19 protein-coding genes are annotated in these 16,967 nt (G+C 73.5%); 7 read left to right on the forward strand and 12 right to left on the reverse strand.

Annotation, left to right across the window (positions count from 1 at the left end):
• Positions 1 to 337: 337 nt before the first annotated feature.
• The 4 genes from E1264_RS26620 to infC form a co-directional block, all read right to left on the reverse strand.
• Complete coding sequence (locus E1264_RS26620; protein WP_132178182.1) at positions 338 to 1,177, reverse strand: RNA methyltransferase; 840 nt, start codon at positions 1,175 to 1,177, stop codon at positions 338 to 340.
• A gap of 34 nt (positions 1,178 to 1,211) precedes the next feature.
• Positions 1,212 to 1,592: a 50S ribosomal protein L20 gene (gene rplT, locus E1264_RS26625; protein ID WP_131967131.1), complete on the reverse strand. Its 381-nt coding sequence runs from the start codon at positions 1,590 to 1,592 to the stop codon at positions 1,212 to 1,214.
• Positions 1,593 to 1,661: 69 nt separating this feature from the next.
• Positions 1,662 to 1,856 (reverse strand): 50S ribosomal protein L35, encoded by a 195-nt coding sequence (gene rpmI / locus E1264_RS26630; protein ID WP_132178183.1) that lies wholly within the window; start codon positions 1,854 to 1,856, stop codon positions 1,662 to 1,664.
• A 228-nt stretch (positions 1,857 to 2,084) separates the two neighbouring features.
• On the reverse strand, positions 2,085 to 2,636 hold the full coding sequence (gene infC, locus E1264_RS26635) for a translation initiation factor IF-3 (protein ID WP_207936254.1): 552 nt from the start codon (positions 2,634 to 2,636) through the stop codon (positions 2,085 to 2,087).
• Positions 2,637 to 3,187: 551 nt separating this feature from the next.
• Here infC and E1264_RS43715 point away from each other — a divergent pair.
• On the forward strand, positions 3,188 to 3,682 hold the full coding sequence (locus E1264_RS43715; protein WP_165964394.1) for an NUDIX domain-containing protein: 495 nt from the start codon (positions 3,188 to 3,190) through the stop codon (positions 3,680 to 3,682).
• Positions 3,679 to 4,713, forward strand: coding sequence for a PfkB family carbohydrate kinase (locus tag E1264_RS26645; protein ID WP_132178185.1), 1,035 nt, complete (start codon positions 3,679 to 3,681; stop codon positions 4,711 to 4,713). The genes E1264_RS43715 and E1264_RS26645 overlap by 4 nt, the downstream gene beginning before the upstream one ends.
• On the opposite strand, the gene E1264_RS26650 is transcribed toward E1264_RS26645, so the two are convergent.
• Positions 4,653 to 5,351 (reverse strand): hypothetical protein, encoded by a 699-nt coding sequence (locus E1264_RS26650; RefSeq protein ID WP_165964395.1) that lies wholly within the window; start codon positions 5,349 to 5,351, stop codon positions 4,653 to 4,655. The two genes, E1264_RS26645 and E1264_RS26650, sit on opposite strands and share 61 nt — an antisense overlap.
• Positions 5,352 to 5,523: 172 nt before the next feature.
• On the opposite strand from E1264_RS26650, the gene E1264_RS26655 reads away from it, so the two are divergent.
• The gene (locus E1264_RS26655) at positions 5,524 to 6,942 is read left to right on the forward strand and encodes a prenyltransferase/squalene oxidase repeat-containing protein (protein ID WP_165964396.1); all 1,419 of its coding nucleotides are present in this window, start codon (positions 5,524 to 5,526) and stop codon (positions 6,940 to 6,942) included.
• A 16-nt stretch (positions 6,943 to 6,958) separates the two neighbouring features.
• Here E1264_RS26655 and E1264_RS26660 read toward each other — a convergent pair whose 3' ends face one another.
• The 7 genes from E1264_RS26660 to E1264_RS26690 form a co-directional block, all read right to left on the reverse strand.
• Positions 6,959 to 7,777 (reverse strand): shikimate dehydrogenase, encoded by an 819-nt coding sequence (locus E1264_RS26660; RefSeq protein ID WP_132178197.1) that lies wholly within the window; start codon positions 7,775 to 7,777, stop codon positions 6,959 to 6,961.
• 8 nt (positions 7,778 to 7,785) lie between these two features.
• Positions 7,786 to 8,946, reverse strand: coding sequence for an endolytic transglycosylase MltG (gene mltG / locus E1264_RS26665; RefSeq protein ID WP_132178188.1), 1,161 nt, complete (start codon positions 8,944 to 8,946; stop codon positions 7,786 to 7,788).
• On the reverse strand, positions 8,943 to 9,401 hold the full coding sequence (gene ruvX, locus E1264_RS26670) for a Holliday junction resolvase RuvX (protein ID WP_132178189.1): 459 nt from the start codon (positions 9,399 to 9,401) through the stop codon (positions 8,943 to 8,945). The genes mltG and ruvX overlap by 4 nt, the downstream gene beginning before the upstream one ends.
• A 56-nt stretch (positions 9,402 to 9,457) precedes the next feature.
• Entirely contained in the window at positions 9,458 to 12,127 is a 2,670-nt protein-coding gene (gene alaS / locus E1264_RS26675) for an alanine--tRNA ligase (protein WP_132178190.1), read from the reverse strand.
• 2 nt (positions 12,128 to 12,129) lie between these two features.
• Positions 12,130 to 12,474, reverse strand: a complete 345-nt coding sequence (locus E1264_RS26680) for a hypothetical protein (protein WP_132178191.1) — start codon at positions 12,472 to 12,474, stop codon at positions 12,130 to 12,132.
• Positions 12,471 to 12,965 (reverse strand): DUF948 domain-containing protein, encoded by a 495-nt coding sequence (locus E1264_RS26685; RefSeq protein ID WP_132178192.1) that lies wholly within the window; start codon positions 12,963 to 12,965, stop codon positions 12,471 to 12,473. Before E1264_RS26685 ends, E1264_RS26680 begins: the two co-directional genes overlap by 4 nt.
• A gap of 107 nt (positions 12,966 to 13,072) precedes the next feature.
• The gene (locus E1264_RS26690; RefSeq protein WP_243711188.1) at positions 13,073 to 14,347 is read right to left on the reverse strand and encodes a replication-associated recombination protein A; all 1,275 of its coding nucleotides are present in this window, start codon (positions 14,345 to 14,347) and stop codon (positions 13,073 to 13,075) included.
• 275 nt (positions 14,348 to 14,622) lie between these two features.
• On the opposite strand from E1264_RS26690, the gene E1264_RS26695 reads away from it, so the two are divergent.
• The 4 genes from E1264_RS26695 to E1264_RS26710 all read left to right on the forward strand — a co-directional run.
• Positions 14,623 to 15,069 (forward strand): hypothetical protein, encoded by a 447-nt coding sequence (locus E1264_RS26695; RefSeq protein ID WP_132178193.1) that lies wholly within the window; start codon positions 14,623 to 14,625, stop codon positions 15,067 to 15,069.
• A 104-nt stretch (positions 15,070 to 15,173) separates the two neighbouring features.
• A complete protein-coding gene (locus E1264_RS26700) occupies positions 15,174 to 15,779 on the forward strand; it encodes a DUF3105 domain-containing protein (protein WP_132178194.1) in 606 nt (201 codons plus the stop codon).
• Positions 15,776 to 16,393 (forward strand): DUF305 domain-containing protein, encoded by a 618-nt coding sequence (locus E1264_RS26705; RefSeq protein WP_132178195.1) that lies wholly within the window; start codon positions 15,776 to 15,778, stop codon positions 16,391 to 16,393. Before E1264_RS26700 ends, E1264_RS26705 begins: the two co-directional genes overlap by 4 nt.
• Before the next feature lie 76 nt (positions 16,394 to 16,469).
• Positions 16,470 to 16,967: TIGR03086 family metal-binding protein (locus E1264_RS26710; RefSeq protein ID WP_132178196.1), on the forward strand; the 498-nt coding region annotated here is incomplete at its 3' end.

A 16,967-nucleotide genomic window follows, 5' to 3' on the forward strand; every position in this document is an offset into this window, starting at 1 on the left:
CCTCAGGACCGCGCCGGCCCGCCCTCCTGGCCGGCCTGATGTCCTCGCTCATCACTTCGCCCCCACTCTGCACGGCATCGTCGCCATGCCTGGTCAACGCACTGATCAACACCGTAAGCACCGGGACTACCTGGGCGGATCCATCGCCCGGCCCGTTTCCGGCTCCTACCTGCGGACGAGTCCGGCGCCCCGGCCCCGCCCCCCGGCCGACCGTCCGCGCGCAGACCATCTTCGCAGCTCACCGGTCGGAAGACGGCGCTCCAGGCGACCGATTGCGGCCATCCGATCACGGATCGCACAGGACCGGTGTGACCGGCGGCACGTGCCGTCCGTCACGTCACGTCCCGCGCCGGCCGCCGCCCCCGGAACCGCGCTGGGCGCGCGCCGACGCGTAGAGGCATACGGCCGCGGCCGTCGCCAGGTTCAGGCTCTCGGCGCGCCCGTGGATCGGGACCCGCACGACCTCGTCCACGTGCCGGAGGATCTCCTCGGGCAGGCCCCACGCCTCGTTTCCGAACACCCAGGCGGTGGGGCCCGTGAGGAGCCCGCCGTCGATGGCGTCGTCGAGGGTGCGGTCGCCCGCGCCGTCCGCGGCGAGGACGGTGAGCCCGCCGGCCTTCAGCTCGGGGATGAGCTCGTCGAACCGCGGGCCGACGACGACCGGCAGGTGGAACAGGCTCCCCGCGGAGGCGCGCACGCACTTGCCGTTGTAGGGGTCGACGGACGCGTCGGTGAACACGACGGCCTCCGACCCGGCGGCGTCGGCGGTGCGCAGCACCGTGCCCGCGTTGCCGGGATCGCGGACGTGCGCGAGGACGGTCACCAGCCGCGGGCCCGGCTCCAGCGCCTTGCCCAGCGGGACGTCCACGAACCCGCAGACCGCCAGCAGCCCCTGCGGGGTGACGGTCTGCGCGAGCTCGGCCATGATCTCGCCGCTGACGCGCAGCACCGGCGCGCCCGCCCGCTCCGCGGCGAGGACCAGGTCGGGATGGCGGGCCTCCGCCTCGGCCGTGGTGAACAGCTCGGCGAGACCGCCGGGGATCTCCAGCGCCTCCCGCACCGCCTGCGGCCCCTCGGCGAGGAACCGGTTCTCGCGGCGGCGGAAGGCGCGTTTGGCGAGCCGGCGAGCGGCCTTCACCCGCGGTGATCGCAGGGAGGTCAGCTCGCGGCCCGCCATATCGCTCCGCCCGCCCGTGTCCGGGAGACCCGGATCAGGCGGCCTCCGTGCTTCCCTCGGCCGGGAGCGCGTCCTTGGCGACCTTGACCAGGGCGGCGAACGCGGGCGCGTCGTTGACGGCGAGCTCGGCGAGCATGCGCCGGTCGACCTCGACGTCCGCGGCCTTCAGGCCCTGGATGAACCGGTTGTAGGTGATCCCGTTGGCGCGGGCCGCGGCGTTGATCCGCTGGATCCACAGCCGGCGGAACTGGCCCTTGCGGTCCTTGCGGTCCCGGAACGCGTAGGTCATCGAGTGGAGCTGCTGCTCCTTGGCCTTGCGGTACAGGCGCGAACGCTGACCGCGGTAGCCGCTCGACCGCTCCAGGACGACCCGACGCTTCTTGGCGGCGTTGACCGCCCGCTTCACGCGTGCCACGTGCTGAACTCCTTCGTGGGGGCCGGGGCCGTCGGGCCTCGGCCGGTCGTTGACGTTCCTGGTCGAGTGCTACTTGCGCAGCAGCTTCTTGATGTTCTTCGCGTCGGCGTCGGCCACCACGGCCGGGCCGCTGAGCCGCCTGGTCCGCTTGGACGGCTTGTGCTCGAGCAGGTGGTTGCGGTTGGCGCGGCGGCGCATCACCTTGCCGGAGCCGGTCAGCTTGAAGCGCTTCTTGGCACCGCTGTGGGTCTTGGTCTTCGGCATGGTCGCCGTCGTCTCCCTCTGTCCCGGCCCCCGCGCGGACGGCACGGGGGCGCACCTGATCGGCGCACCGCACGGGTCCGTCCGCTCCGTGTCCGTGGACGCGCCAGGTCAGGCTTCAATGTACGTGCGCCGCGACCCCGCTCTGCGCGAGGACGCGGAGGTGGGACCGCCCCCGAGGCCGCGGAGCCGGGCTGGCTCGTCGCGGCCGCGTGCCGGTCCCGGCGACCCTCAGGCGGTGCCGGCTTCGGTCTCCTGCCCGCGGGCGGTCTTCTTCTTGTGCGGACCGATCACCATGATCATGTTCCGGCCGTCCTGCTTGGGCCGCGACTCGACGAAGCCGAGGTCCTCGACGTCGTCGGCGAGCCGCTGCAGCAGCCGGTACCCGAGCTCGGGGCGGGACTGCTCACGACCACGGAACATGATCGTGACCTTCACCTTGTCCCCGGCCTTCAGGAACCGCACCACGTGACCCTTCTTGGTCTCGTAGTCGTGCGGGTCGATCTTCGGGCGGAGCTTGATCTCCTTGATGACCGTGTGCGCCTGGTTCTTCCGCGCTTCCCGGGCCTTCATCGCGGACTCGTACTTGAACTTGCCGTAGTCCATGAGCCTGGCGACGGGCGGGCGCGCGGTGGGCGCCACCTCGACGAGGTCGAGATCCGACTCACGCGCGATTTCAAGGGCCTTGGCGATGGGCACGATGCCCACCTGTTCGCCGTTCGGGCCGACGAGACGGACCTCGGGCACGCGAATGCGATCGTTGATACGCGGTTCGGCGCTGATGGGACCTCCTTGGGGCCGTTCTCACGTTCGCTGGACCGGTCGTACCCAAGGCTTCCACGAGAAAAGCCCCGCACGACTCACGTACGGGGCCACCTTCGGCCGCCCTGGACGGCGGAGCCGCTCAGGGACGACGGCGAGGACGGACGACGATGCGCCCGTTCGCCGGACCGAGACCCACCGGCCTGCCAGCCGGTCAGGTGGGAGGTGGCCTCCGCTTGTGCGCTCAGCGCGTGCTTCCCTTTTGGTCGCCCGCGCAGAGCCGGTCGGCCTCAAAGACTACCACCTGTAGGGGGCCTGTGCGCCAGGCCGGGGGCTGTCCTCGCGGGACCTGCGTTGGGTACGCCACCATCGTCAACAGGAGAGGCGCCCGTCCCATTCCCGGGCGCGGCGGGGCCGGACGGGTCTTTGGGCCCGGCGGGCCTCTCGGCATCCCGGCCGCGGCTTGTTACCGTGAAGCGAGGACGGCCCGTCCACCAGCCCCCGCCCACCGCCATCCAGCGAGCTCCGCTCGGCGCCCGGCGGGGCCGGCACCAAGGGAGGTTGTTCCCGCGATGCCCTCGGTCGAGGCCGGCGCAGCCGGCCCCCTCACCGCCCTGCCGCCGATCGGCCTGGCGTTCGCGCAGAAGGCGTTCATCGTCTCCGGCGGGCGGCTGCTGCTCGTCCGCAAGTCGGCGTCCGACCCGTTCCATCCCGGCCGCTGGGAGGTGCCCGGCGGGCGGCTGGAGGTGGAGGACGACCTCGACCTCGACGACCACATCCGCCGCGAGGTGTGGGAGGAGGTCGGCCTCAAGGTCGACCCCGGCCCGCCGTTCCATCTGTGGCAGTGGTTCATGCCCGACCGCTCGGCGCCCGGCGGCGGCCAGATACGCGTGGTGGCGGCGGCGCGGCGGTGCAGGCCCGTGACGCTCGACGCCACCCTGGAGAACCAGGAGACCGGCGACCATCTGGACGGCTGCGCCTGGGTACCGCTGCCCGAGGTGAGCGCCTACGACCTGATCCCGAGCCTGCGTCCGGTGATGCGGGCGTTCCTGCTCGCGCCCGGGTGACCCCGCCCGAGGGACCGGCGGGCGGCGCGGTCTCGCCGCGGTCGCCGGCGGAGTGGCCCGGCCTGGACGGTGTTGACCGCGGCGGCCGTGCTGACGGCGGCGGCGACGGCGTGGACGAGCGCCGCTTCGACATGTTCGTCATCGGGGACGTGGGGATCGAGGTCCGCGCGACGCTGCCGGATGTCAGGTTCGCGGACGTGCATGCCGACCGGCTCACCTACGCACCGGCGCGGGCGATCGTCGCCGGGACGGCGGTCAACCTCGCCCGGAGCGCGACGCGCTACTTCCGGCGGGTCGGCGTGCTGGGCAAGGTCGGCGACGACGACTTCACGCCGGCGATCCGCCGGGAGCTGCGGCGGATCGGGGCCGGCGACCATCTGCGCGTCGAGCCCGGCGTGCCGAACGGGGTCTCGGTGATGCTGCGCGACCGTCCGGGCGCGGGCGCGGGCGTGCGGCTGCTGGTCGTCCAGGACGAGCCGCCCGGGCGCCGCCTCACCGCGGCGGAGGTCCGCTCGGCCGCCGCCGGGATCGAGGCCGCGGACGTGCTGGTCACCGACGGGTACTCGCTGCTGTCCCCGGTGTCGCGGGAGGCGCTGCACACGGCGGCGCGGATCGCCCGCGACGCGGGGACGAGGGTGGCGTTCGACCTCGTCCCGCACGACGCCGACGCGCGGCTCCCGGCGGACGCCGTCGTGCCGATGCTGGCGCTGGCGGACCTGGTGATCTCCGAGGCGCCCACGCTGGCGCGGCTGCTCGGGCGCCCGTCGTCGCCGCACGAGGTGCGGGAGCTGCTCCCGGCGCTGGACCGGGCGGTGCCGGGCCGTCCGCTGTGGCTGCTGCGCTTCGGCGAGACGTCGCTGGAGCACGCCCTCGCGTACCAGCGGGACGGGCTGCTGATGGAGTACCCGACCGGCTACGGGGACGGTGTGGAGCGCGCCGGGTTCGGTGACCGGCTGGCGGCGGCGGAGCTCTACTGGTGGCTGTCGGGAGGGGCGTCCGGTGCGGCCGACGTCGCCCCGCGCAGCGCCTGAAGGGTGCGCAGGAAGCGGCGCCTGCTGGCCGGAAGCCCGAACGTCTCCTGCCAGCGCCACGTCCCGTTCTGCCCGGCGGCCGTGACCGCCCAGCGCAGGAACTGGCTCCGGACGCCGTCCCCGGGATGGACGGTCGCGACGCCGTCCTCCTCGACGAGGAGGTAGGAGCGGCCGGTGCGCAGGTACGCGCGCAGTGCCGCGTGGTCGGCGGGCGCGCCGGGGAGGCCGCGCTCCTCCACGATCGTCCGCACGCCGGGTGTTCCGGGCAGGAAGTGCCAGTGGGCGTGGTCGATGCACGCGCCGCCGCCTTGGGAGCGCGCCGGGCCGTGCTCGAAGAGCAGCAGTTCGCGCGTCCCGTAGGCCCCGTCGTAGAGGCGGGCGACGCGGTCGCGCCATCGCAGGGCGCTCTCCCACAGCGCCGGGCTGAACGCGGCGGCGCACTGGTGGTGCTCGCGGGTCACCAGCAGGACGTGCCCCTCCGCGAGCGGCGCCACGTCCGGCATCAGGAGGAAGTCGGCGTCGCGGGCGATGACGCCGGACTCCCCCGGCAGGTCGGCCATGCCGTTGAACCGGAATCGCAGGGGCGGGCACAGGACGCAATCGTGGACGGGCGCGGTCCACGCCGTCGGGTCGGCCAAGCCTCTCCTCCAGCTTCACGGGGTCGCGGGAATCGCTCGCCTTTCCAGCGTGCCCGGCGCCCGCGCGGGCGATCCTCGCCGCCAGGGTTGTGTGCGGCCATGGATAGCGACATCAGACGCGAGGGGTACGGGGATCGACTTTGCGGGCACAAAAGGAGCAGAAGGCCGAACCGTGAACCAGACTCCCCGACTTCCCGCACCGGCGCCGCGCGCCGACCCTCCCGCCGACATGCCCCGGCCCGGGCCGCGGCTGCGGCGCGGCGCGTCCCGTCCGGACGAGGACGCGGCCGTCATCGACATGGCGGTGCTCGAGACCCGGCTGAACGAGTCGCTGGACGTCCTGCGCGACGCCTACGCGCCCGCCCTCGGCACCGGCGGCGGCTGGTACCACGAGCTGACGCGGCCCGAGCCCGGCACGACCGCGACGGCGCTCGGCCTGCTGGCGTTCGTGGAGGCGGGCCGCCCGTTCGAGCACTTCGACGACGGCCTGGCGTTCCTCGCCGCCCGCCAGACGAGCTCCCAGGACGCGGCCCGCGACGGCGGCTGGGCCACCAAGACCAGCCTCGGCATGCCGGTCGTGGAGGCGACCGGCTGGATCGCGCGGTTCCTGGCCCGCGCCCGCTGCGACCTGCGCGAGGACGCCCCCGACCTGCGGCGCGCCTACCAGTGGCTGCTGCACAACCAGAACCCGGACGGCGGCTGGGGCTCGCTGCTCGGCTGCCCGTCCCGGGTGTGGCTGACGTGCCTGGCGCTCCGCGCTCTCAGCCAGCTCAACCCCTACGACCCGGCGGTCGACCGGGGCGTGGAGTGGCTGACGGCGGACCGGACCGCGCACCGCCCCGGCTGGGGGCCGACGCAGGCGTCCGGCCCGACCGTCACCCACACCGCGTTCGCGCTGGTGACGCTGGCGGAGGCGCGTCCGGACCTGCGGTCCGAGCGGCTGCTGGACGCCTACGACTGGCTCCTGGCCAACCTCGACCCCGACGACGAGCACACCTGGATCGAGACCTACGACGTCTCGCCGCACGGCGCCACCGCGCAGGGCGCCGGGCCGAAGCCGGTGTGGCGGCTGGCGCTGTGGCACCACGGGCTCCCGATCGCGCTGACCGCGCTGCTGCGGGACCCGCGCGGCCCGAACGGCGCGGCGGTCGCCCGCGCGTTCGGGACGCTGGTCCGCGGCGAGGTCGGCGGCCCGCGCTGGACCGGCTCCCCGGGCAGCGGCCGGACGTCGCTGTGGACGCTGTGGTGGCGGCTGGAGACGCTGATCGCGCTCGCCCGGATCCCGCTCGCGGGGCGCGCCGACGTCGTGCACTGGCTGCCGGACGCCACGGTCGTGCAGCGCTCCCATGCCCGCGAACGTCCGCTGGCCGACCTGCTGCCGCACCGCCGGCTCGTCGATCCGGTGCGGTTCGCCCGGCGGCACTGGGCGGCGTTGCTGCTGATCCTGGTGTGCCTGTGCAGCGCGTTCGGCGTCGCGGCCGGCGTGTGGGGCTGGAAGGACTTCTGGCTGAGCGTGATCCTGCCGGTCATCCTCACCGGCTTCAGCGAGTCGATGCGGCGGCGCCGCACCCAGCGCGGCCCCCCGTCCTGACCGGGTCGGGGGAGCGTCAGGAGCGGCGGGCCAGCTCCGCCTCGCCCGCCGCGCGCATCGCCTCGACGGGGACGTCCTCGCGGCCGGTCATCAGGACCACCTGCCGGACGGCCTGGTGCAGCAGCATCGCGAAGCCGCCGACCACCGTCCCGCCGGCCTTCTCGACCGCCGCCGCGAGCGCCGTCGGCCACGGCGCGTACACCACGTCGAACAGGGCCGCGCCGGACGCGGCGACCGGCCCGGCGAACGGGTCCGCGGCCCGCCCGGGCAGCGTCGAGACCACCAGTTCGGCGGGCAGGTGCGCGGTCGCCGAGCCGAGCGGGACGACCCGCACCGCGAGCCCGAACCGCTCCCCCACCTGCGCGGCCTCGGCGGCGCGCTCGGGTGTGCGGGCGGCGAGGACGGCCTGCTCGGTCCCGAGCCCGGCGAGCGCGGCCAGCGCGGACGCCGCCGTCGCGCCGCCGCCGAGGACCAGCGCGGACGAGGGCGCCTTCACGCCCGCCTCGGTCAGCGCCGTCACGATGCCGTGCACGTCGGTGTTGTCGCCGTGCCGCCGCCCGTCCCGCAGGACGATCGTGTTGGCGCCGCCGACCCGCACCGCCAGGTCCGACACCGTGTCGACCAGGCCGAGCGCGACCCGCTTGAGCGGCATCGTCAGCGACAGGCCCGCCCATTCGGGGCCGAGGCCGTCCAGGAGCCCGGACAGGCCGTCCTCGCCGCACTCGACGGCGTCGTAGGTCCAGCCGTCCAGGCCCATGGCCGCGTACGCCGCGCGGTGCAGCACCGGCGACAGCGAATGCGCGATCGGCGAGCCCAATACGGCAGCGCGCCGCATCTCTTCTGTCACTGGCCCGGGTGCGCCTTCTGCCACGCGCGGAACTTCTTCTCCAGCCGTACCCGCTCTTCCTCCGTCGTGGCGAACTCGGTGATCTTGTTGGTGGGGTCGGTGGCGATGAAGAACAGCCACGTCCCCCGCTCCGGGTTGAGCGCCGCCTCGATGGCCTCCGGCCCGGGGCTGGCGATCGGGCCGGGCGGCAGGCCCTTGTGCTTGTAGGTGTTGTAGGGCGAGTCGACCTGAAGGTCCTGGTTCGTGACGGTCAGCGTCCGCTTGTTCAGCGCGTACAGGACGGTGGTGTCGAACTGGAGCGGCATGCCCTTCTCCACCCGGTTGTAGATCACCTGGGAGATCTTCGGCAGGTCGCTGGGCTTGCCGCCCTCCGCCTGGACGAGGCTGGCCAGCGTGATGACCTTCGCCGGGTTCATGCCCGCCTCGCGGGCCTTCCCGGCCAGGTCGACGCTCTCCGCCTCCTCGTTGAAGCGGGTGACCATCTGCTTGAGGATCTGCTCCGCCGAGCCGTTCGGGTCGAGGTCGTAGCGTCCCGGGTAGAGGTACCCCTCCACCTTGCCCTTCGCGTACGCGGGCAGGCCGAGCGCTTCGGGCTTCTTCGCGGCGGCCTGGAACTCCTTGACCGAGATGCCGGTCTTCTTCGCCAGCAGCTCGTAGGTCTCGATGGCGCGGCGGCCCTCCGGGATCGTGATCTGGTTGCCCGCCCGGGACTTCGGGTCCAGCAGCAGCGCCATCGCCGCGGCCGACGACATCCTCAGCCGCATCTGGTAGAAGCCCGGCTGGATGCTGGAGGCGCGCGTCTCCTTCGTGTACGCCTGCACGAACGCGCGGGAGCTCTTCACCACGCGGTGCTCCTCCAGCGTCGCCCCGATCTGCGAGCCGGAGGCGCCGTCCTTGATCTGGACGGTGACCTTCCCCGAGCCCTGGCCGTCGTAGTCGGGCGGGTGGCGCTTGTCGTCCAGCCACGCGTACCCAAGGACACCGCCGGTGCCGAACACCGCGACCAGGAACGCCATGGCGAACAGGGCGGCGGCGCGGCCGTTGCGCCTGCGGCGCTTCTGGCGCTTGCGGACGCGGCGCTGGTCGCGCCGGCCGTGGCGCTCGTCGTACTGGCGGCCGTCCCCGTACGGGTCTGAGAAGAGGTCCAAGTCGTTCATGAGCTTCCCCGGACGATCTCGCCTGGGGGACGTCCAGTCAACCGTTCCGCGTCGAGGGCCGCCTGGAGCAGGACGGTCGCGGCCGCCTGATCGACGACCGCCCGCCGCGCCCTGCCGTGCACGCCCCCGGCGCGCAGGCCGCTCTCCGCCGTCACGGTGGTGAGCCGCTCGTCGTGCAGCCGGACCGCGCCCGGTGGCAGCCGGTCGGCGAGCCTGGCCGCGAACCCGCGGGCCGCCTCCGCCGCCGGGCCCTCGCGGCCCGACAGCGACGTCGGCAGGCCCACGACGACCTCGATCGCCTGGTGCTCGGCGACGAGCGCCACGATCCGGTCGATGTCGCCCTTGCCGCTCTTCACGGTCTCCAGCGGCGACGCGAGGATCCCGCCGGGGTCGCAGCGCGCGACCCCGATCCGGACACTCCCCACATCGATCCCCAGCCGGGTCCCCTGCCTCATCGCCTCGCCCCCGCTCGGCGGGCCGGTCCCGGTGTCCTTGCCCCGAAATCCCGGGCTCACGCGGCCCCTACGGCCTGTTCGACCGCGGCGAGGGCGTCGCCCATGGCGGCCGGGTTCGCCCCGCCGCCCTGCGCGAGGTCGTCCTTGCCTCCGCCGCCCCCGCCGAGCGCCTTCGCGGCGAGCCCGACGAGCCCGCCCGCCTTCAGGCCCCGGTCGCGGGCGCCCTGGGTGACGGCGACGACCACGACGGGACGGTCCTTCGGCACCCCGGCGACCATGACCACAGCGGGCCTGGAGGTCAGACGGCCGCGGACGTCGACGGCGAGCTTGCGCAGGTCGTCGGCGCCGGTGCCGTCCGGGGCGCGGTGCCCGACGAACGCGATGCCGCCGACGTCCTTGGCGGTGTCGGCGAGCGACCCCGCGATGGCGAGGACCTGCTGGGAGCGGAGCTTCTCCAGCTCCTTCTCCGCGTCCCTGAGCCGCGTGACGACGCCCGAGATCCGCTCGGGCAGCTCCTCCTTGCGGGCCTTCATCTGCTCGGCGAGCTGCGCCACCAGGACGCTCTCGCGCGCCAGGAACCGGAACGCGTCGATCCCGACGAGCGCCTCGACCCGGCGGACCCCGGCGCCGATGGACGACTCGCCCAGCACCTTGATCAGGCCGAGCTGCCCGGAGCGGGCGACGTGCGTGCCGCCGCACAGCTCGCGGGAGTAGTCGCCGACCTCGACCACGCGGACCTCGTCGCCGTACTTCTCGCCGAACAGCGCGAGCGCGCCCATCGCGCGGGCCTCGTCGATCGAGGTGTGGAACGCGCGGACGTCCAGGTCGCCGACCAGGACCTCGTTGACCTCGTCCTCGACGTCGCGGAGCACGCTCGGCGGGACGGCGCCGGACGCGGTGAAGTCGAACCGGAACCGGCCCGGCGAGTTCTCCGACCCGGCCTGCGCCGCGGACTCGCCGAGCGCGCGGCGGAACCCGGCGTGCACCAGGTGGGTCGCGGTGTGCGAGCGGGAGATCGCCCGGCGGCGCTCCACGTCCACCTCGGCGTGCGCGGAGTCGCCGGCCTGCGCCTCGCCGCCGACGACGCGGCCGCGGTGCACGATGAGGCCCGCGAGCGGCGACTGCACGTCCGTGACCTCGATGACGGCGCCGTTGCCGAGCCTGATCACGCCGTGGTCGGCGAGCTGCCCGCCGCCCTCGGCGTAGAACGGGGTGCGGTCGAGGACGACCTCGACCTCCGTACCCTCCCCCGCCGCGGGCGCGTTGGCGCCGTTGACCAGGAGCCCGACCAGGCGGGCGTCGCCGAGCAGGTGCCGGTAGCCGATGAAGTCGACCTGGCCGCCGGCGCCGGTGAGCAGCTCGTCGAGGACGGACACGTCCAGGTTGCCGGTGCGCTTGTCGCGGGCGTCCTTCTTGGCGCGCTCCCGCTGCTCGCGCATGAGGCGGCGGAAGCCTTCCTCGTCCACCTGGAGGCCCTGTTCGGACGCCATCTCCAGCGTCAGGTCGATCGGGAAGCCGTAGGTGTCGTGGAGCTTGAACGCCTGCTCGCCCGCGAGGGTCGCGCCGCCCGACCGGCGGGTCTCCTCGACGGCGGTGTCGAAGATGGCGGTGCCGGTGCGGAGCGTCTGGAGGAAGGAGTCCTCCTCGGCGTCGATGACCGTGTGGATGTTCGCGGCGGTGCGGACCAGCTCGGGGTACTGCTCGCCCATCGCGGCGATCGCGACGGCGGTCAGCTCGTGCATGAGGCCCGCGTTCTCGCCGCCGAGGAGGCGGAGGTTGCGGATGGAGCGGCGCAGGATGCGGCGCAGGACGTAGCCGCGGCCCTCGTTGGAGGGGCGGATGCCGTCGGCGACCATCATCGTCCCGCTGCGGACGTGGTCGGCGATGACGCGCAGCGACACGTCCGCGCGGTGGTCGCGGCCGTAGCGGGCGCCGGTCAGGTCCGCGGCGCGGTCGAGGACGCGCCACAGGGTGTCGGTCTCGTAGATGTTGTCGACGCCCTGAAGGATCGCCGCCATGCGCTCCAGGCCCATGCCGGTGTCGATGTTCTTGGCGGGCAGGTCGCCGAGGATCGGGAAGTCGGTCTTGCTCTCGCCCGGGCCCCGCTCGTACTGCATGAAGACGAGGTTCCACACTTCGAGGTAGCGGTCCTCGTCGGCGACGGGGCCGCCCTCGCGGCCGTACTCGGGGCCCCGGTCGTAGTAGATCTCCGAGCACGGCCCGCACGGGCCGGGGACGCCCATCGACCAGAAGTTGTCCTCCATGCCGCGCCGCTGGATGCGGTCGGTGGGGACGCCGACCTTGTTGTGCCAGAGGTCGGCGGCCTCATCGTCGTCGGTGAAGACCGTCACCCAGAGCTTCTCTTCGGGGAACCCGAAGCCGCCGTCGTCCCGGGACCGGGTCAGCAGCTCCCAGGCGAACGGGATCGCCTGCTCCTTGAAGTAGTCGCCGATGGAGAAGTTGCCCAGCATCTGGAAGAACGTGGCGTGCCGGGTGGTCTTGCCGACCTCTTCGATGTCGGGCGTCCGCACGCACTTCTGGGCGCTGGTCATCCGCGGGGACGGGGGGGTGCGCTGGCCGAGGAAGTACGGCTTGAACGGGACCATGCCGGCGTTGACCAGCAGGAGGGTCGGGTCCTCGGCGACCAGGCTGGCCGAGGGCACCACCGTGTGCCCGCGCTCCTCGAAGAACGTGAGGAAGCGGCGTGCCACCTCTGCCGACTCCATGATCAGTGGCCATCCTTGTCGTGATCGGTCGTGTCGTGGTCGATGTGGTCGATGATCGTGTAACGCGCTCTCAGCACCCGGCGAGGTGGCGAGAGCTCGGCGTCCGGCGGGGCCTGGTCCATGCGGACGGCCTCGCGCAGCTCCTCCTCGCGGGCCCTCATCTCCGTACGGACGTCGGAGGCGAAATGCCTCAGCCGTTCACTCGCGCCCTGCCCGGTCGACACCGCGCGCGCCGCGACGCCCTCCGGGGACCACGCCCGCGTGAACCGCACGACGCGGCGCTTGACGCGGTGCGAGACGTAGACGCCGGCGCCCGCGCCGACGGTGAGCCAGAACAGCCGCCTCATCTGCGTCCCCTGCCCGAGGAGCGGGCCGGCAGCTCCGGCCGCGCGGTCCGGGCCTGGCCGTTGCGGGACCGGCCACCGCGGGAGCGGCCGCTGCGGGAACGGTCCTGCCGGGACGGGGCGTCGCCGGAGTGGGCGGCGTCGTCGTCGCGGTTCGCAAGGGCCTTGCGGACGCCGTAGGAGAACGCGGCGGCCTTCACAAGCGGCCCGCCGACCACCGAGGTCATGACGGTGGTGACGGCGGAGACGTTCTGGGTGACTCCGGCGACCTGCTTGGTGATGACGTCGGTGCGGCCGAGCTGCTCGTTGGCGCGCTGCACCGTGCGGGTCATGTCGTCCATCAGGGGGCCCGCCTGGTCGCCGATGTCGCGGACGAGGTCGCCGGCCTCGCGGAGGAGCCGGGCGAGCCTCAGCAGGGTGAGCGCGATGAACGTGACGAGCACGGCCCAGAACACGGCCACGATGAGACCTGCGAGCTGTCCACCAGTGAGCATCAGGGCTTTCCGTTCGTGCGATTCCGGCTGTCCGCGCCGGGCATGGCCTGATCGACCTTACCGGTCCCCCGCACCGCATGGCGGGAGCACCGGGCGGACAAGATCGATCAGCCGCGGCCGCGTCCCTCGCCGGGCGGGCCGCGCAGGACGGACCGTATCCGCGCGAGGACCTCGGTGAACCGGGCCTCGGCGCCGTGCCGCGTCGGCCGATAGTACTCCCGCCCGTCGACCGAATCGGGAGCGTACTGCTGTTTCACCACACCGCCGGGGTGATTGTGCGCGTATTTGTAGCCTTCGCCGTGCCCGATCTTCGCGGCGCCCTTGTAGTGCGCGTCGCGCAGATGCCCGGGGACGGGACCGACCAGGCCCTTGCGCACGTCGCCGAGCGCCTCGTCGACGGCCGTGATGACGGCGTTCGACTTGGGCGCCAGGGCGAGGTGGATCACCGCCTGGGCGAGGTTGATGCGGGCCTCGGGCAGGCCGACGAACTCCACCGCCTGCGCCGCGGCGACCGCGGTCTGCAGGGCGGTCGGGTCGGCCATGCCGACGTCCTCGCTGGCGTGGACGATCAGCCGCCGGGCGATGAACCGCGGGTCCTCCCCCGCCTCGATCATGCGGGCCAGGTAGTGCAGGGCGGCGTCGGGGTCGCTGCCGCGGATGCTCTTGATGAACGCGCTGATGACGTCGTAGTGCTGGTCGCCCTCGCGGTCGTAGCGGACGGCGGCCCGGTCGACGGCCTTCTCCAGGACGCCGACGTCGATCGCGCCGCCGTCGTCGACGACGAGCGAGGCGGCCTCCAGGTAGGTGAGGGCGCGGCGGGCGTCGCCCCCGGCCAGCCGGACGAGGTGGTCCTCGGCGGCGGCGTCGAGGGTCACGGCGCCGCCCAGGCCGCGCTCCTCGGCGAGCGCCCGGTGGATGACCTCGCGCAGGTCGTCCTCGCCGAGCGGCTCCAGGGTCAGCAGCAGCGACCGCGACAGCAGCGGGCTGATGACGGAGAAGAACGGGTTCTCGGTGGTGGCGCCGATGAACGACACCCAGCGGTTCTCCACGGCGGGGAGCAGCGCGTCCTGCTGGGCCTTGTTGAACCGGTGGACCTCGTCGACGAACAGGACCGTCTGCCGACCGGCCATGCCGAGCTCGCGGCGCGCCAGGTCGATCTCGGCGCGGACGCGCTTGACGCCGTCGCTGACCGCGGAGATCTCCACGAACCGCCGGGACGTGACGTGGCTGACGACGGTGGCGAGGGTCGTCTTGCCGGTGCCGGGCGGGCCCCACAGGACGAGCGACATCGGCACGTCCCGGTCGACGAGCTGGCGGATCGGGGTGCCGGGGCCGAGCAGATGGGCCTGGCCGACGACCTCGTCCAGCGCGCGGGGACGCATCCGCACGGCGAGCGGCTGCCGCACGTCTCCCCCGCCGGCCGCTGCCTGGGCCGGGGCGGCCGCCGCTGTCTGCGCCGGCCCGCGCTCCGGGACGGGCGCGTCGAAAAGGCCCTCCGGCTCGCCCGATTCCGCCCTGCTGGTCACGCTCCGACACTATCTCGCGGCGCCGACATCCCCGGACGCACCGGCCTCCGCCGCCGGGCCCCGGAACGTGGGAACCTGGGGCCCGGCTCCCGCGTTGGAACGGCGCGAATGTCGCATTCAGGAGCGTGACGGTGTCCGGTACGACCCCGCGCAGGCGCCACGGGCCGGCAGGGCTGCTCGTGGTGCTCTTCGTCGTGGGCGGGCTGATCTTCAGCTACGGGCTGCGGCACGGCCCGGTGGAGCGCCTGTGCACCGAGCACGCCGTGAGCGTCCCCGTGGCCGCCGCGTCCGCCGTGACCGGCCACCACACTCCCGGCCCTGGGGGTTCGGCGCTCCACGGCCTTCACAGCCTCTCTGACACGGTATTGACAGCGCCGCTGGACGACCGGCCCGCGCCGCCGCTGGACGCATGCCTGTGCCTGGCCGCCCTGTTCACCCTCGTCCTGCTCGGCCTGGCGCTCGCGCTGCGCCGCCCGGCGACGCGGCTGCCCGCCCGGACCGGCTGGACGCCCGTCCGGCCCGCCGCGGGCGCGTCCGCCCCCGCGTTCCCGCCCCCTCTCCAGGTGCTCCGGCTGTGACGGACCGGCCGTAAGGCCGCCGCATCCGCCGTATCGACGTCTGTCGCGATGCGGCGCTGCCCTTTTGTCCGACATCCAGCCACAACACCGAGAGGACCGCTCCCATGTCCAAGAGCGCCCGCAACAAGAACGCACGCAAGACCAAGAACGCGCTCACGCAGCGCGAGACACCGTGGGGCGTCATCGCCTTCTTCACCCTGATCGGCGTGGTCGCGACCGTCGTCATCGGCTACGCGTTCATGCAGTCCAGGCCGTCGTCGGCGGACGAGTCCATCGCGGGCATGGTCACCAAGGACGGCCTGAGCCGCGACCACACCACGAGCACGGTCAAGTACGACACCGACCCGCCCATGGGCGGCGACCACGACGCCGCCTGGCACAACTGCAACGGCCGCGTGTACGACACACCGCTGCGCAACGAGAACGCCGTCCACTCCCTGGAGCACGGCGCCGTCTGGTTCGCCTACCGTCCCGGCCTGCCCGCCGCGCAGCTCGACGCCCTCAAGGCCAAGGTCACCGGCACCGACTACACGTTCCTGAGCCCGTACCCGTCGCTGGACGCCCCGATCGTGCTGACCGCCTGGGGCCGCCAGCTCAAGCTCCAGGACGCCTCCGACAAGCGCGCCGACCAGTTCCTGCGCGCCTTCGTGAAGGGCCCGCAGACGCCCGAACCGGGCGCGCCGTGCGACGGCGGGAAGGACACGCCGTGACACCAGAGGCGGGGCGGGGGCGGCGCGTGGCCGTCGTCCTCGCCGCCCTCGTCCTCGTCACCGGCGCGGCGCTGGTGGCGCTCACCCTGTCCCGGGCGGGCGAGCCCGGCACGGACGGCCCGGAGGCGGGGTTCGCCCGCGACATGAGCTCCCACCACGCGCAGGCGGTGCGGATGTCGTTCATCGTCCGCGACCGGACCGACGACCAGGACGTCCGCCTCCTGGCCTACGACATCATCAACACCCAGTCCGCGCAGATCGGCATGATGACGGCCTGGCTGGACGAGTGGGGCCTCCCCAAGGCCGACCCCGCGGGTGCCATGCGGTGGATGTCGGGGCACGGCGGCCACCAGCGGCCCGGCACGATGCCGGGCATGGCGACGCGGGAGCAGCTCGCCGACCTGGAGAAGGCGTCCGGCAGCGCCGCCGAGATCCTGTACCTGCGCCTGATGACCGCCCACCACCGCGGCGGCGTCGCCATGGCCGAGGCGGTGCTGGCCCGCACCGACCACGACCGGGTCCGCCGCCTGGCCCGCACGATGGTGGACGGCCAGCGCTCCGAGATCACCTTGATGAACGAGATGCTCCGCGAGCGCGGCGGCCCGGCGGCCTGACGCGCTCCGCCGGTGGAGGCAGGTGACCTTCGCAATAGCGCTTGACAGGCCGGTCGGATCGCGCGTCACTGACCAGATGGCTCAGAACCTCAGCGGCTACCACCGGGCCCTCGACCTGTTCGAGGGCCTGGTCGCCGGCGTCTCCCCGGACGGCTGGGACGCGCCGTCGCCCTGCGCGGGGTGGACCGCCCTGGACGTCGCCGGCCATGTCACCGGCGGGCAGCACCTCGTCCAGGCCCTGGCCACCGGGGAGCCCCTTCCGGACGTCGGCCGCGACCCGGCCCGGTTCGTCCCGGACGACGTCCTGATGAGCTGGCGCGCGGCCCGCAAGGAATGCGCCGCCGCACTCACCCCGGACGCCCTGCGGACCCCCATCCCCTTCGGCGCCCTGGGCCACCTGCCGCTGGCCGACTACCTGGAGGCCTACATCCTGGAGCCGCTCGTCCACTCCTGGGACCTGGCCCAGGCGACGCACCAGCCGTCACACCTGGACCCGGACCTCGTCCACCACGCCTTCGCCACCGCCCAGGTAGTCTCAGCGCCCCTAAGAGCCAAGGGCCTACTAGCCCCACCC

The sequence above is a fragment of the Actinomadura sp. KC216 genome (genome assembly GCF_004348535.1).
Taxonomy (GTDB): Bacteria; Actinomycetota; Actinomycetes; order Streptosporangiales; family Streptosporangiaceae; genus Spirillospora.